We start from the raw sequence: 14,913 nt of genomic DNA, 5'->3' as shown, positions 1-14,913 counted from the left end.
GGCGAGTTTGGGGGGTTGGGGCCACGTCTAAACACCGGGCACACTTGGTTTTTTGGGGGGGTGGTTCTGGCGACACACCGGGATGGGGGCCCCCACCGACCCCCCGCCACGACTTCTTCCTCGTTACTGACGGCTCCATTTCTGGTTGGTGCCGCCGTTGCAGGTCCACAGTTGGACGAGGGCGCTGTTGGTGGTGGAGGCGTCCTTGACGTCCAGGCACAGTCCGGACTGGACGCTGGTGACGGTGCCGTCGGTGTTGAGGTTCCACTGCTGGTTGGTGCCGCCGGTGCAGTCCCAGATGACGACCTTGGTGCCGGGGGAGGTCCCCCACTGGTCGGCGTCCAGGCACTTGTTTCCGTAGACCCGCAGCTCCTTGGCGGAGGTGCGGTTCCACTGCTGGTTGGTGCCGTTGTTGCAGTCCCAGATCTGGGTCTGCACGCCGTTGGTGGTGCTCGCGCCGGGCACGTCCAGGCAGCGGTTGGAGGCCGCCCCGCGCAGGACGTCGCCGTTGCCTGTGCCGCTTCCGCCTCCGGGGTTGGTGCCGGTACCCCAGCCCCACTGGAGTCGGTCGAGGCCGGACTTGTTGGTGACGGTCAGGGACAGGTTGGCGCCGCTGCCGTTCAGGGAGGTGATGGCGCAGGAGGCGTTGTCGCAGGGCCCGGGGCCCTGTGTCTGGTTGGCTTCCTTGACGCCGGTCCACAGGACGGTACCGATGCCGAGGCTGCGTGCGGTGTCGGTGATGGCGTAGAGGAAAGAGATGTTGTTGTTGCCGTCCTTGGGGCCGTTGTAGTCGACGCCGGTGGTCATCGGGTCGCCGAACTCGGTCACCACGGCGCGGTCGGCGTAGCCGCACAGGTTGCCGGTGAACTCCTTGACCCAGTCGGCCTCGGTGTTGTGCCAGATTCCGAACATGCTGTACGTGTGGATGGACAGCAGGGTGCCGGACAGCCGGGAGTCGGCGCCGACGGCGCACAGATTCTGGTCGTCCCCCAGGCCGGGGACGATCACGTGGTCACGGGGAAGGCTGGGATAGCGCGCCAGCCAGGCGGCTTCGAAGTCGGTCAGCTCGGTGGCCGTGTAGCTGTGGGGCTCGTTCGCGATGTTGAAGTAGAAGTTGGAGTGCCCGCCGTACTTGTTGATCATCGTGTCCCACATCTGGTAGAAGGCCGCGGTGTCACTGACCTTCCCGTTCTGCAGCCACGGAGCGACGATGACCTTCAGGCCCAGCGCGGTGGCGGCGTCCAGCGCAGCGGTGTAGCTGCCCCACCAACTTCCCGAGGTGGTAGCCGGGTTGAATCCGAAGCGGACGGTGTTGGCCCCCAGGCTCTGGAAGCCCTTGAGGATGGCCGTGGACTTCTTGTACGCGGTGGCGTAGTCGTCCGACGAGGACAGACCGATGGGCGTGTTCGGGCTGGTGACGAAGTTGTCGTTGGGATCTGCCCAGTTCACTCCGCGGAACTGGCTGGTGTTCGACACCGCGGCCGGGGCGGCCTGCGTCGGTGACGCGGCCCGGGCAGTGCCGCCGGTAAGGAGGCCGAGCAGGGCCAGGGCCGAGACCACCGAGCCGGCGATCAGACGCCGGGCGGCCCCTGGCCGTTCCCGGTGGCGAAGCAGGCCTGTTGTCGTGCTGATCACCAAGACTCCTTGCGAGGTTGGGAGATTCGGTTCCCACGTCTGTCGGCGCTAGGGCGTGTTTCGAAAGTAGCGTCGTCCGCCCGAAGGGCGGGCCCGGCGGCGTCTGGTGCGTGCGATCGCAAGGCGGAGGGTCGCCCCGATACTGGTTGTATCGGGGTGATCCCGACAACGCGGCGAGCGTGCGTGCCAGACGCCGCCGGGCAGACGGGACTTTCGAAACACGCCCTAGCCCAGGGTCCACTTCTGGTTGCTGCCGCCGTTGCAGGTCCACAGTTGGGCCAGGCCGCCGTTGGCGGTGGAGACATCCTTGACGTCCAGGCAGAGGCCGGAGGCGACTCCGGTGATGGTGCCGTCGGAGTTGAGCTTCCACTGTTGGTTGGCCTGTCCGTTGCACGCGTAGGTCTGCACCTTGGTGCCCGGGGAGTTCCCGTAGCCGGCGGCGTCCAGACACAACTGCGAGGAACCCGAGTAAACCGTCAACTCGTTCGATGGGGTGTGCGTGAAGATCTGGTTCGCCCCGCCGTTGCAGTCCCAGGTCTCCAGTTGGGTGCCCCCCGTGGTGGCCCATCCCGGCACGTCAAGGCACTTGCCCGCGCCCACCGCGTGCAACTCACCCTTGTCCGTCCCGCTGGAGGAGGCGGCGTAGCCGACGGAGGTGATGTTGGACTGGACGGCGTCCTCAGTGGCGTTCGAGGGGTAGCCGGAGGTCATGACGCCTTCGTAGAAGGTGCCGGCGGAGCTGTTGCTGTTGTCGCCGCCGATGCCGAGGAGGACGGCGCCCTGCTTCTTCATCGGGTTGTAGCCGGCGGCGTTGGGGCGTACGCCGTCGTAGAAGGTCGACAGACCGCCGGACCGGGCGTCGCCGCCGCGGATCGCCCAGTGGTTGGACTCTCCCTTGACGATCGCGGTGGTGAACCGGTGGCTGATCGTCGGGTCGTTGGCGTTGTAGCCCGCGTTCACCCCGGAGAACAGGCCGTTCTCCATGTCGGCCATGATCCACGGGCCGCTGCCGGCACCGGTGCCCCAGGCCCGGATGTTGCCGAAGTAGATGGCCTCCATGGTGCCGTTGCCGTCGTCGTGGTTGGTGGTCTCGGCGTTGCCGTAGTCGAAGCAGCAGCCGCCGTTGTAGTGGGTGCCGTCGAAGATGGCGTACATGCCCTCGGGCTGGTCGCCGGTGGCGATCCCGTTGGTGTGGTTGTTGCGGTAGCCGGTGCCGGGGCTGACGTAGACGCCGTAGGCCTTGTGGCCGGCGACGGTGACAGGGGCGGCGGTGGCGTCCGCGAGGGCGTCGGCTCCGCCGGGGCCCGGGCCGTTGAACGTGCCGAGAGGAGCCCGGGTGAGGTGGTTTCCGCGGCCGGCCTGGTCGTAGATGATGCTGATCTCGCACTTCGTACCCGCGCAGAACGAGTCCTGCGCGGCCGCGTCGGCGTATCCGCCCGTGGACAGGACGCCGATGTCCCGGGTGGCCTTGTCCGAGGCACGCTGGACCTGGTAAAGCGGCCCGTTGTACGAGGAGGACAGCGCGCGCGTGGTGCTGTGCGCGGCCACGCAGGGCGTGCCGCCCGCGGCATACAGGTCGCACGGAAGCGAACCCGCTGCCTGTGCTGAGCCGGCTGTCGTCGTGGCGCCGACCAGCGCACCACCGACGAGCAAGGCTGTGGCCCCGACGCGGGCCCATCGCACCGCCGGGCGGACGTGTGGGCCCGCGCCGGGGACGCATTGGGCCGGGTCCTGTGCGGTGTTCGGCCTGATACGGCGCCACGCCGCCGTGATTCGCTGACGGACACTGGCGGGCTCGGACGCCAGGGTTTCGTCCGTAGGCATTCTTCTCATCTGATGTCCCTAACTGTTGAAACGCGCGGCAGCCCACGGTGAGTTGGCGCTGATGCCTTCTCCGCGTATGGGGGCTGCCTTGTCGTGCGGTCGCGGAGAGGTTCGATCGGCCGGCGCTGCGGTCGTGGCGTCGGCCTCGCCCTCGCGCAGCCACGGGGTCGGGGTGCGCTTCACCGTCCGTCCCGGCCCCCGCGCAGGTCACTGGACGGTGAAGGTCCATTGGAGGTTGGTGCTGCCGTTCCAGGTCCATTGTTTGGTGATGGAGCCGGAGGTGACTTGGCCGCCGCCGTCGAGGACGAGACCGGTGGTGCGGTTGGCGATGGTGTACCGGCCGTTGCCGCGGTCGGTGATCTGCCACTGCTGGTTGGTGCCGCCGTTCCAGGGGGCTTGCTGGGCCGGCGCCCCGTTGCTGGTGGCGCCCCAACCGTCGGCGACCATGCCGTTGGTGCGGTTGACCAGACGGTGGTAGCCGTTGCCCAGATCGACGGCCTGCCATTGGAGGTTCGGGCTGCCGTCCCAGGTCCACTGCTTGAGGTCGCTGCCGGAGGCGACGTTGCCGCCGCTGTCCAGGGCCAGGCCGTCGGTGACGTTGGTGACGCGGAAGTACGTGGCTGGGTTGAAGGTCACCTTCAGAGAGGTGATGGCGTCGTTGTTGCCGGTGTCGCGCAGGTCTGCGTTGTCGGCGGTGAAGGTCCAGGCGGTGCCGGAGAAGTCGTCTCCGGAGTAGCCGATCACCTGGTAGCCGGCGGGTATCCGGACGGAGGAGATCGTGCGCGCCGCAAGGCCGGCGCTCTGCAGTTGCGCGGCGGTGTAGCTGCCCAGCACGAGCCCGGCCACCCCGCCCCCGTACGAGACATCGCTGTACGCGGTGGCGACGCCGTTGCCGCTGAGGACGGGAATCTGGCCGGAGAAGGTGAACTTCAGGACGTACGCGAGGGCGTTGAACGGCGCCGAGGACGACGGAAGGCTGATGTGCAGGCCGTCGCTGCTCTGCGTGGGCGTGGGCAGGTTGATGTACGTGCCGTTGTTGGCATTCAGCAACTGCATGGACGTCAGTGATCTGAGGTCGATGCGTCCGCTCGACAGGGTGTTGATGGTCGTAGAGCTGCCGGGCCAGCCCAGGACCGTCGCGTAGAGGACGTTGTTGGCCTTGTTGCGGGTGAACCGGAAGTCCTTGTTCGTTCCGGCCACGGGGGTGGTGAAGGAGCCTCCGCCCATTTTGGTCGGGCCTTCGCCGTAGACGGTCCAGGCGCGGGTGGAGTACAGGGACTCGCCGAACCGCTTGAGGTAGTCGCCGATGCCGAGCAGGACGTCCTTTTGGCCCTGGGGGATGGTGCCGTCGGCCATGGGGGCGACGTTGAGCAGCATGTTGCCGTTCTTGCTGATCCGGTCGATCAGCGCGTGCAGCATCTGGGTGATGGAGTAGTAGCCGATGCCGACCGTGTAGCACCAACTGGAGTCGCTGACGCTGTCGTCGGTCAGCCAGTACGGGCTGGTGATGTCGGCCGGTCCGCCACGTTCGTAGTCGAACATCTCGCCGCTGGTGTTGTAGCCGTCCTTGTAGGTGGCCACGACCTCTTTGCCCCAGGAGATGGCCTGGTTGTAGTAGTAGGACAGGAAGTTCAGCCGCTGGGTCTCGTCGACCCGGCTCAGGTCGAAGTCCTCCCACAGGACGTCCGGCTGCGCCAGGTCCACGACCTCCTTGAGTTTGTCGAACCACAGCTGGTTCTCCGCTGCGGTGTCGAGCTGCCCGAACAGCTTCTTCAGGCTGGTGGTCGGCTGGGCGGGCACGTGGTCGTAGTAGCCGTTGAAGTTGAACGCGTGGTGCATGGCCACCAGCAGTTTCAGGCCCTTGCCCCGGATGGCGTCGCGGAACAGCGCCAGCAGGTTCAGACCCGGCCCGTGCCGGACGGAGTTCCACTCGTTGGCCGAGCTGTTCCACATCGAGAATCCGTCGTGGTGTTCGGCCACGGGTCCGGCGAACTTCGCGCCCGCGTCCACGAACAGCTGCGCCCAGGCGTCCGGGTCGAATCTGCCGCCCTGGGAGACCAGCTTGGGCGCGAACTGCACCCAGTTGCCCGCCTTGTCGCGGGCTCCGTCGAGGAAGTTGTTGTACGGCCACACCGAGGGGTCGCCGTAGGCGGCGATGTGGTGGCTGTTGGCGGCCAGACCCGGGATGTACATGTTCCGCGGGTACCACTCGTTGTCGTAGGCCGGGACGCTGAAGGCACCCCAGTGGAAGTAGATCCCGAACTTCGCGTCCTGGAACCACTCCGGCGCCGCCGGGTGCTGGTCAACCGACGCCCACGTGGGCGAGTACGACGACGGAGCCGCCAGCGCCCTCGTCGTACCGAGCGTGAGATCCGCCGTCACGGCGGCGACGACACCGGCGGCACTCGACAGGAACACACGCCTGCTGATCGTCATGGCGGAACCCTTCGTCGATTCACGTTGCGGAGCGCAGGAGACGGGACGCTCGAACCCATGTATACGTCCTATGTCTAATTAGATGTCATGAAGCTTGTTCCACTGTCAATACGGCTGACATGTGGGAAAACGCGAGACTGAGCGCGATCAAGATCTTTTTTCAAGACCTCAATACATCCCATGTCATGTCGGTTTTGCGCTGAGGCCGTTGGGCTTATCCGGGGCTGTGGACGCGGAGGTGGGGTATCCGTCGCGGGCGCCTGCCGTCGCCGCGCTCACGCCACTGCGCGCGCCTGCTGTCAGAGGCTGCCCCGTCGGCATGGGCAGTGACGGCCCACCCGTGGTCCACGACCGGCGAGATCGCCTACTCGTGTGCCTGCCGCCGGCCCGGCGTACCACGGTGGGCGCCTGCCGACCCGCTCGCCTCTTCGGCAGTGCCGTGCCGCTCCGGACCCCAGGACTCCGGGCCGCCGGCTGACCCGACCGTTGCAACTCCTGTTCTGTGCGGGACGGTCAGTTCCGGCGATGAGGGCTCTCGTCGACGCCCCTCGTCTCCGCTGCTGTGTTGGCTTATGTTCGATTCTGCCTGGCGCACTGCAATGCTTGTCGGCGGGACACTCGCCGATGATGGCGGACGATTGTGAGACCAATACATGGGATGAATGCTGCGGGGGGTGCCCGGCGACCCTCGCAGTGCGGACCCGTCTCCGGCTCGCTGGGACCGTGGAAGAGCTTGCCCTGATCGAACCAGCCGGTCAAGAGGCGCCGTGCGCAACTACTGGGACACACATGGGATGTGTCGCTCACTCATGCGTTCGTGGCTCAATACCTGTGCCGCGTTACGGAGAGGGGTGTCGAGACCCTTGACTGTGCGGTTCTGAAGCAGTTCCCTGATTATCGTGTTGGATTGTGCGCCATCTTGATTGGGTGTGGTGGGCATGGTGACGAGGCCGACCGGTCGTGCGCCGCGAGGTGGTACCGACCTGAGCAGTCGCGGCCAGGGCGGGACGCGTCCGACGGGGCCGTCCCGCTCTCTTCGCCCATGTCTCCTCGGGTGGCCGATCGACGGTGTAAAGCGGCAGCTCGCAGCTGTGCCTGGACGCCGACGGCGGCTCGAGCAGCCCGGGTGGGAAGGTGATCACCTGGCCGTGCAACAGCCAGACCAACCAGCAGTGGAACCTCAATTCCAACGGCACCATCACCGGGGTGCAGAGCGGGCTCTGCCTGGACGTCAGCGGAGCGTCCACAGCCAACGGCGCCCTGGTCCAACTGTGGACCTGCAACGTGGATCCCACCGGCAATGGGCTTTCGGCCGACGCCGCAGCCGCCCCTGCGACCGAGCCGCGGGCACGGCCATCAGACCTGCCCCCGGCGCGTCACACAGCCGACCGCTCATCGGTGCGCAGATGTCCGTAAAAGAATGTGGGCCTCAGGAGGACGTTGATGGCAAGAAACCGTTGGCCCATGGCGGTGCGGCGCCGCTGGTCGGCCGGGTCGACCGTCATGGCTCTGGCGGCCGCGCTCTTGGTCGGAACGTCCGCGACGCCAGCGGTCGCCGCATCGACCACGACCATCACGGTGAATGGGGCGTCGTCGGGGCAGAGGTTCGACGGTGAAGGCGCGATCAGCGGAGGCGGAGGGAACAGCCGTCTGACCGCACCCGTCTTCACCGCCAACCATCTCGACCCGACGGCGACCCGCACCTTGAGGTCACGGTCGCCCGGACCAAGGCCCCAGCATCCAACGGTAGTTGGGTCTCAGTCGCCGACGCCGTCATCACCCCGGATTCCGTGAGGCCCGGTGGTCGATCCCGGGTTCCGTCCCCGAGCGGGGACGGGTGAGTATCCCCTCGTTGTGGTCACCGCCCCGGGCGGGGAGCCCGGCGGGGTGTGTGGTGCGAGTGCTGGTCAATCGGTCTGGACTGGGCCTTTGGGTGATTGTCGATGTCACAGAACGAACGCCGAACCCATCCTCGAAGGAGACCGCGATGCCCCAAGGCCCCTTACAGATCTGCTGCCTCTGGCAGTCGGCAGCGCCGGGCCGTGAGCGAAGGAGGTGGCAGATATTACCCATGAACAAGGTCAGGTGGCCGTGGAACCGATGGCGCGGTGTGGTGTCCATGGTCGCGTTGGCGCTCGTGGCCGGTTTCGTGGTTGTGGTCGGTGCGCCGACGGCGTCGGCGGCGACCGTCGACACGAACGCCTGGTATGTGCTGGTGAACCGCAACAGCGGCAAGGCGATGGACGACTCCGGCTACGCCATGAACGACGGTGCGGCGGTGGCGCAGTGGACGCGCCATGACGGGGCCAACCAGCAGTGGCGGTTCATTGACGCGGGCGGTGGCTACTACCGTTTGCAGAACCGGCACTCCGGCAAGGTGCTCGACAACTCCGGGTGGTCGACCACCGCCGGGACCGACATCGTGCAGTGGGCCGATCAGAACGCGGCCAACCAGCAGTTCCAGCTGGCGGACTCGCCGGACGGCTATGTGCGGCTGATCAACCGTCACAGCGGCATGGCCGCCGAGGTCAAGGACGGCTCCACCGCCGACGGGGGCAAAGTCGTCCAGTACTGGGACTGGGGAGGCGGCAATCAGCAATGGCAGCTCGTCCGCGTCGCTGACGCCTCCGTGTCCCTGCCGTCGGCGTTCCAGTGGAGCTCCAGCGGCGTGCTGGCCGCGCCGAAGCCGGACGCCCAGCACAACACCGTGGCCATCAAGGACTTCTCAGTGATCCGGTACAACGGCAAGTGGGTGGTCTACGCCTCGGCCGTGGGCCCGAACTTCGGTTACGGCCTGGAGCAGTTCAGCTTCAGTGACTGGTCACAGGCCGCGTCGGCACCTCAGACGTACCTGGACGAGGTGTCGCCGATGGGACCGGGCTACCGGGCCGCACCGCAGGTGTTCTACTTCGCCCCGCAGAACCTGTGGTACATGGTCTACCAGACCGGTCCGCCCACGTACTCGACGAGTACCGACCCCAGCAACCCGGCGTCGTGGTCGGCACCGCGCACGTTCATGTCCACCGAGCCGGACGTCCTGCGGCAGAACGGTGGCGGCTGGCTCGACTTCTGGGTGATCTGCGACTCCAGCAACTGTCACCTGTTCTTCGAGGACGACAAGGGGCACCTCTACCGCGCGCAGACCAGCCTGGCCAATTTCCCCAACGGCTTCGGCAACACGGTCGTGACCATGTCGTATCCGAACGCCGGGGATCTGTTCGAGGCGTCCAACGTGTACAAGGTCGCCGGCACCAACCAGTACCTGCTGATCGTCGAGGCTATCGGGTCCCACCGCTACTTCAAGGCCTGGACCTCCACGAGCCTCACCGGATCATGGACTCCGCTGGCCTCCAGCGAATCCCAGCCGTTCGCCGGGGCCAGTAACGTCACCTTCTCCGGCACACCCTGGACCAAGGACATCAGCCACGGAGAGATGGTCCGCGCCGGCAACGACCAGACCCTGACCGTCAACCCCTGCCATATGCAGTACGTCTACCAAGGTCTGGATCCCAACGCCAGCGGCGACTACAACTCACTGCCGTGGCGGATGGGCCTGCTCACGCAAACCAACTCCATCTGCTGACGCGGAGGCTGCCGGGCAACCGGGTGGTCACCTGGGGGTCACGGAGCGGGCCGTTTCGGTCTCGGCTCCTTCCCCCCGGCCCGGTTGCCCGGCGGTCCACCGGCAACTGCCGCAGATGCGGCGCGGATTCGCCACGAGCGCGACGGAGCACGGTGGACCCAGCGCCACACCGAAAGTACGTTGAGCCGCTCCTTCCGTCCACTTCGGACGGCGCCTCAGTGGCTGCCGTGGCTCGCCCGACCCCGGTGCGCTCAGGCGGGCGGCAGCGCTCGGACGAGCCGCAGCGTGTGCCAGACCTCGTCCACATCCGCCACAGGGCGGTCGGCTTCCACGAAACCGTGCTCGCGCGCCGGCCACTCGCCACGCGGTGCGGGAGCCACCCCGGCGACATGCCGGGCGGCCGCCGTTCGCCGCCCAAGTACCAGCCGGATCAAGGACATTGATGCCGGTTCACCTCGGACCCCTGATGGAGCCGAATAGTCAATCGCTCATACAAATGCGCTGCCTCGCGACCTGCCGGCAGCGCCGGACCACGATGGGAAGAGGGACGCCTTCCATGCACGTGAGACACCGATACCGCCGCGCCGGTGCGCAGATCGTGGCGTTGGCCATGGCAGCCACCGGCGGCATCCTGGCACTCGCGCCGAGCCCGGCCCACGCCGCCGGCGCCACGATCGGGGTCACCCTGACCACGTCGGACCTCAGTAGCGCCCTGACGCCTCAGCCGAGCGTCAGCCTCCGCCCCGTGTCCTCGGGGCCGGTGAACCTGACGGTGGACGACACCAAGTCGTACCAGACCATCGACGGGTTCGGCGCCGCCTTCACGGACTCCTCGACCTACCTGCTGCAGAACAAGCTCAGTACCACCACCCGCAACCAGGTGATGAGTTCGCTGTTCAGCCGGGGCACCGGCATCGGGCTGTCGCTGATGCGCGTGCCCATGGGGTCCTCCGACTACACCGCCACCCCGCCGAGCAACCCGTCGACGTATTCCTACGACGACAACAACGGTGTCGCCGACCCCTCCCTGGCCAACTTCTCCACCGCGCACGACGACGCCTACGTCATCCCGATCATCAAGAAGGCCCAGTCGCTCAACCCGTCGATGAGGCTCTTCGCCAACACCTGGAGCCCGCCGGCGTGGATGAAGACGAACAACTCGATGCTGGGCACCAGCGGAGGCGTCACGGGCACCCTCAAGTCCTCCGCCTACGGCCCGTTCGCGCAGTACTACGCGAAGTTCCTGCAGGACTACAAGGCCAAGGGCGTCAACGTCTGGGGCATCACCCCGCAGAACGAGCCGGATCAGGCGCCGTCCAGCTATTCGGGCATGGTGCTGTCGGGGGCCGACGAGTCCAACCTCATCAAGAACTACCTGTCGCCGGCGCTCTCGCAGGCAGGGCTGAACCAGGTGATCCTCGGTGGCGACAGCAGCCACCCGGACACGCCCTTCGCCAACACGATCCTGGGCGACAGCGCCGCCTACAACGCGCTCTACGGAACGGCGTGGCACTGCTACTGGAACGACCTCCAGAACATGACCACGATCCACAACTCGTTCCCCGGGAAGAAGCTCTACGAGACCGAGTGCTCCACCGGTCCGGGAATCGCCCCGATGAACGCGACCCAGCTCGCCCTGCAGTCCACGTCCAACTGGGCCAGTGGAGCACTGCTGTGGAACCTGGCCCTGGACACGAACGGCGGCCCGAAGACGGGCGTGGGGTGCAACGGCTGCACGGGCCTGATCACCATCGACCAGTCCACCGGCCAGGTCACCCACAACGACAACTACTACCAACTCGGCCAGTTCTCGAAATTCGTCGTCCCGGGTGCCACGCGCATCGGGTCGAGTGACGGCGGCGGCATCTGGTCCCAGGCCTACCGCAACCCCGACGGCGGCGAGGTGGCGGTGGCCTACAACGACAACTCCTCACCGACCACCTTCACCCTCACCTGGAACGGCTCCGGATCCTTCACCTACACGCTGCCTTCGCACGCCACCGTGACCTTCGTCGACAGTGGCCGGAACGCAACGGCACAGATCGTGGGACAGGGCTCGGGCCGGTGCCTGGACGACAGCGGGAACGCTGCCAACGGCGTCCAGCAGATCATCTGGGACTGCGGCACGTACAACGCCAACCAGTACTACCTGTACTCGGCGGGCCGCGAGCTGCAGACCGGCGGCAAGTGCCTCGGCGCGAGCAGCGACGGCACCTCCGACGGCACCAAGGTCATCACCTGGGACTGCAACAACACCAGGAGCCAGAAATGGACCTTCCACCCGGACGGCAGCATCACCAACGACTTGTCCGGCCTCTGCCTCGATGTCACCGACATTGGCACGGCCAACGGATCAACCATCCAGCTCTGGGGCTGCTCCGGCGGTTCGAACCAGAAGTGGACGGTCGCCAGCGACGGCTGACGACCGGCACCGACCCGTGACCCGGCCCGGTGTTGCGAGGGGAGGACCGCCTGCCGCACCGCCGTACGGTCCGGGCTGACGGTGCGGCCGGTCCGTCCCTGGTGCCCCCGGCGGCCGGCCGGCGGTCGGCGTGCCCGGCCGGACTCCAATCAGGAGCGGTTCGCCGCGACGCTGGCTCCCGCCGGGAATCGAGCAGCGACGGTTGGTCAGACCTGGCGTATCCCCGGCCCGGGGCTGTACGAATACCGGCGCCTTGGGAGCCGCGAGCTCCACGGCTTATTCGTTGTCGATGGCGCGTTCCGCCGCAACGTACGCGTGATCGGCGGCGAAGCCCATGACAGGGCCTGGCGGATGATGCCGAAGGCACGCAGCCGACGAGGCTGGAGCCAGTCGCCGTCCGTACCTGGTTTCTCACAGGCCGCGGGCGGCGCGCACAGCACGCGGCCCCGCTCCGAGCTCGCGACGGCAGGCCTTGTTGAAGGCCTGCAGGTCGGCGATGCCCACCGCCGCGGCGATGGAGGGTATGGAGAGGGTGGAGGACTGGAGCAAATGGCGGGCGCGCTCCAGCCTTCGGCGCCGGACGTAGGCAATGACGGTGAGGCCTGTCTCCGCCCGGAACAAACGTGTCAGATGCGTATGTGAGACGCGGGCAGCGCGCGCGATGACGGGCACGGGCAGCGGCTCGGCAAGATGCTCCTCGATGTAGGCCTGGGCGGAGGTCACGACGGGATGCCGGCGCCCGGGCTCGTCGGAGCCGGTCAGCAGGGCGGTGTGCCAGAGGACCGTCCACACCTCGGCGGCTGCGCGCGCGGCAGACACGGGCAGGGCGGCGATCGCGTGTCTCAACAGGCCGGCCATGAGCGGCCCTTCGGGCCCGGCATCCTGCATCAGAGGTACGGAGTGTCTGGGACCGACGCAGGGGAGACGCAGATGGGCATACAGATGTTCAGATCTGCCACGGTAGTGGAAGTGCCCCTCGGTGTCCGGCGGGATCAGGCTGACGCATCCGGGCCGGATGGAGTGGACGGTGCCCTCGGCGGACAGCCGCCCCACATAGCTGTACAGGTGCAGTTGCCACAGGTCGGGCAACCGGAAGACTTCGTGCGCGGTAGTGGCCCCGTGCACGCCCACGCCGGCGTTCACCACCTCGGGCGGCTGATCCAGACACAAGGACACACTTTCCATGGCGGCGAAAATCTACCAGTGACCGGCGATTTCATCCCACGCCTGTGACGGCTTCGCGTCCTAGCTTTGTCGCATGCCAACCACTGGAGAGCTGCTCACCTCGGTTCAGGTGGCACGCTTCGTCGCGCAGGGGTTTCTGCGCCTGGACGCGGTCGTGCCACAGGAGCTGAACGAAGAGGCCATTGCGACCTTGTCCTCGGGAATACCCGAAGTCCCGTACGGGACACCGCTGTTCAAGGCCTTCCCCGAAGACTCCTTCATCCCGCGCATGCTCGCCCTGCCCGCCGTGGCCGGTGCCGTGGAGAGCCTGGTCGGGCCGGACCCGACGGTCGACCACCACGCGGTGCACGTCCGTCAGCCGCACGAGGGCAACGCGCAGGATCTTCACGCAGACGCGATCATCGACGTCCGCCCGGACGCCTTCGACGTCCAGCTCATGTACTACCCCCATGACGTGACTCCCGACATGGGCGGAACCCTGAGCGTGCCGGGGAGTCACCTGCGCCGCATCAACGAGACCGACATCGGACGCGTGCAGAACCTGCGCGGGCAGACCCGGCTGACCTGCCCGGCCGGCACCATCGTTCTCGTACACCACGGAATCTGGCACAGCGGCCGGCGCAACGACACGGCACAGCAGCGTTACATGTACAAGATCCGCCTCAATCCGGCCGTGCCCCAAGTCAGGCTCTGGGACACGTCCGACCTGCACGATCCCGCCGTGACGGCGGAGCTCAGTACCTCCTTCCCGTGGTACGAGTGGGCCACTGCGCGCCTGGAGGTCTACAACCGGGCACTGCTGTGGCGCGCGCTGACCGGAGACGACACATTCGACATCGAGTACTGGATCACCCGTGCCAACAACCGGCCGACTCCGCGGAGGAACGCATGAAGCAGCAAGTCCTCGTGCTCTACCTCGCCACGTCGGCGCTCGACTCGTACGTCGTCGGATGGTCCCGCTACGACGGCACGGGCCGGACCCGTCCGACGGCCGGGGACAGCGACGAGCCGCCGTACGAGACGGGCCTCGCCGCGCTGGAAGACGGCTGGCGCCTGTTCCAGGCCTCCCAACTGCTTCCGCCCCACCCCGGCCATGAGTACGACACGTCCTTCCTCAAGCACGAGTTCTTCTTCGAGAAGCTGTGACTACGTCTTCTGGTGTGCGGGGGCCGCACCGCGGTCATGGCACGGCCGCCCACCTCGACCGATGTCAAAGGGCGATGGGTTGCCAGTCCTGGTTGGCGCCTCCGACGACACCGTCTACGACTCCCGGTACGTCTGGCTGCCGCTGACCTTCCCCACCCGGACCACCATGGAAATGCCCTGGTATCGGCAGATATCCCTCGACACCGCAGTCGGCACGGACACCGACGTTGGCGGCGGTCCCTACTGCAACCTCGCGCCCCGGCACAGCGGCAAGTGCCTGGACGTCGCGAACGCCTCCGCAGCGGACGGTACCCGCCTCATCCAGTGGCCCTGCGGCACGGGCGCCAGCCAGCAGCTCCAGCGGCGCCCCGCGGAGGAATTCCGGCGCCGAGCCGTCAGCGAGCATTCGACGTCGTACGGGGCGGGCGCGTGGCCGTGGCCCTCGGGGGTGGCGCGGCGGAGCGCACGTGTTCCTGCAGCCACTGGTGGGTGTTGGTGACGTGCAGGAGCGCGGCGGCATGGCTGAGGGCCGCGTCACGGGTGGACAGGGCCATGAAGATCGCCTCGTGCTCGGCAAGGGTGCGGCCCGGGGGGGGGGGGGGGGGGGGGGGGGGGGGGGCCCACGGCCGCACGCCCCCGGCCACAAGAACACCCCGAAAAAGGGAAAAGCCAACAGCGCGCT

Annotated in this window: 11 protein-coding genes and 2 pseudogenes; 6 read left to right on the top strand and 7 right to left on the bottom strand. The window is 67.3% G+C overall.

Annotated elements, in window-relative coordinates; genetic code table 11:
- Window positions 1–123: 123 nt before the first annotated feature.
- The 3 genes from ACZ499_RS32110 to ACZ499_RS32100 all read right to left on the bottom strand — a co-directional run bounded on the left by ACZ499_RS32110 (window position 124) and on the right by ACZ499_RS32100 (window position 5,895).
- Entirely contained in the window at window positions 124–1,635 is a 1,512-nt protein-coding gene (locus ACZ499_RS32110) for a ricin-type beta-trefoil lectin domain protein (protein ID WP_468679708.1), read from the bottom strand.
- 225 nt (window positions 1,636–1,860) lie between these two features.
- Entirely contained in the window at window positions 1,861–3,318 is a 1,458-nt protein-coding gene (locus ACZ499_RS32105) for an arabinofuranosidase catalytic domain-containing protein (protein ID WP_468679738.1), read from the bottom strand.
- 348 nt (window positions 3,319–3,666) lie between these two features.
- A complete protein-coding gene (locus ACZ499_RS32100) occupies window positions 3,667–5,895 on the bottom strand; it encodes an alpha-L-fucosidase (RefSeq protein WP_468679707.1) in 2,229 nt (742 codons plus the stop codon).
- 1,074 nt (window positions 5,896–6,969) lie between these two features.
- Here ACZ499_RS32100 and ACZ499_RS32095 point away from each other — a divergent pair.
- Window positions 6,970–7,202: pseudogene (locus tag ACZ499_RS32095) on the top strand (RICIN domain-containing protein); the annotation flags it as partial.
- Between the two features lie 69 nt (window positions 7,203–7,271).
- Here the strand turns inward: ACZ499_RS32095 and ACZ499_RS32090 are convergent.
- Window positions 7,272–7,565, bottom strand: a complete 294-nt coding sequence (locus tag ACZ499_RS32090; protein WP_468679706.1) for a hypothetical protein — start codon at window positions 7,563–7,565, stop codon at window positions 7,272–7,274.
- A gap of 401 nt (window positions 7,566–7,966) precedes the next feature.
- On the opposite strand from ACZ499_RS32090, the gene ACZ499_RS32085 reads away from it, so the two are divergent.
- The gene (locus ACZ499_RS32085) at window positions 7,967–9,478 is read left to right on the top strand and encodes a non-reducing end alpha-L-arabinofuranosidase family hydrolase (RefSeq protein WP_468679705.1); all 1,512 of its coding nucleotides are present in this window, start codon (window positions 7,967–7,969) and stop codon (window positions 9,476–9,478) included.
- 251 nt (window positions 9,479–9,729) lie between these two features.
- On the opposite strand, the gene ACZ499_RS32080 is transcribed toward ACZ499_RS32085, so the two are convergent.
- Window positions 9,730–9,918, bottom strand: a complete 189-nt coding sequence (locus tag ACZ499_RS32080) for a hypothetical protein (RefSeq protein ID WP_468679704.1) — start codon at window positions 9,916–9,918, stop codon at window positions 9,730–9,732.
- A 122-nt stretch (window positions 9,919–10,040) separates the two neighbouring features.
- On the opposite strand from ACZ499_RS32080, the gene ACZ499_RS32075 reads away from it, so the two are divergent.
- Complete coding sequence (locus tag ACZ499_RS32075) at window positions 10,041–11,900, top strand: ricin-type beta-trefoil lectin domain protein (RefSeq protein ID WP_468679703.1); 1,860 nt, start codon at window positions 10,041–10,043, stop codon at window positions 11,898–11,900.
- A gap of 411 nt (window positions 11,901–12,311) precedes the next feature.
- Here the strand turns inward: ACZ499_RS32075 and ACZ499_RS32070 are convergent, their stop codons facing one another.
- On the bottom strand, window positions 12,312–13,085 hold the full coding sequence (locus ACZ499_RS32070; protein ID WP_468679702.1) for a helix-turn-helix domain-containing protein: 774 nt from the start codon (window positions 13,083–13,085) through the stop codon (window positions 12,312–12,314).
- 73 nt (window positions 13,086–13,158) lie between these two features.
- Between ACZ499_RS32070 and ACZ499_RS32065 the strand changes: the two genes are divergently transcribed.
- From ACZ499_RS32065 to ACZ499_RS32055, 3 genes are all read left to right on the top strand, one after another.
- A complete protein-coding gene (locus ACZ499_RS32065) occupies window positions 13,159–13,977 on the top strand; it encodes a phytanoyl-CoA dioxygenase family protein (RefSeq protein ID WP_468679701.1) in 819 nt (272 codons plus the stop codon).
- The gene (locus ACZ499_RS32060; RefSeq protein ID WP_468679700.1) at window positions 13,974–14,231 is read left to right on the top strand and encodes a hypothetical protein; all 258 of its coding nucleotides are present in this window, start codon (window positions 13,974–13,976) and stop codon (window positions 14,229–14,231) included. Before ACZ499_RS32065 ends, ACZ499_RS32060 begins: the two co-directional genes overlap by 4 nt.
- Before the next feature lie 79 nt (window positions 14,232–14,310).
- Window positions 14,311–14,730 (top strand): RICIN domain-containing protein, encoded by a 420-nt coding sequence (locus ACZ499_RS32055; protein ID WP_468679699.1) that lies wholly within the window; start codon window positions 14,311–14,313, stop codon window positions 14,728–14,730.
- Here ACZ499_RS32055 and ACZ499_RS32050 read toward each other — a convergent pair.
- Window positions 14,627–14,913 (bottom strand): annotated as a pseudogene (locus ACZ499_RS32050) (hypothetical protein); the annotation flags it as partial. The gene ACZ499_RS32055 and the pseudogene ACZ499_RS32050 overlap by 104 nt on opposite strands.

Source organism: Streptomyces sp. NPDC031265 (assembly GCF_055570295.1).
This window is presented reverse-complemented; position numbering and strand designations above follow the sequence as displayed.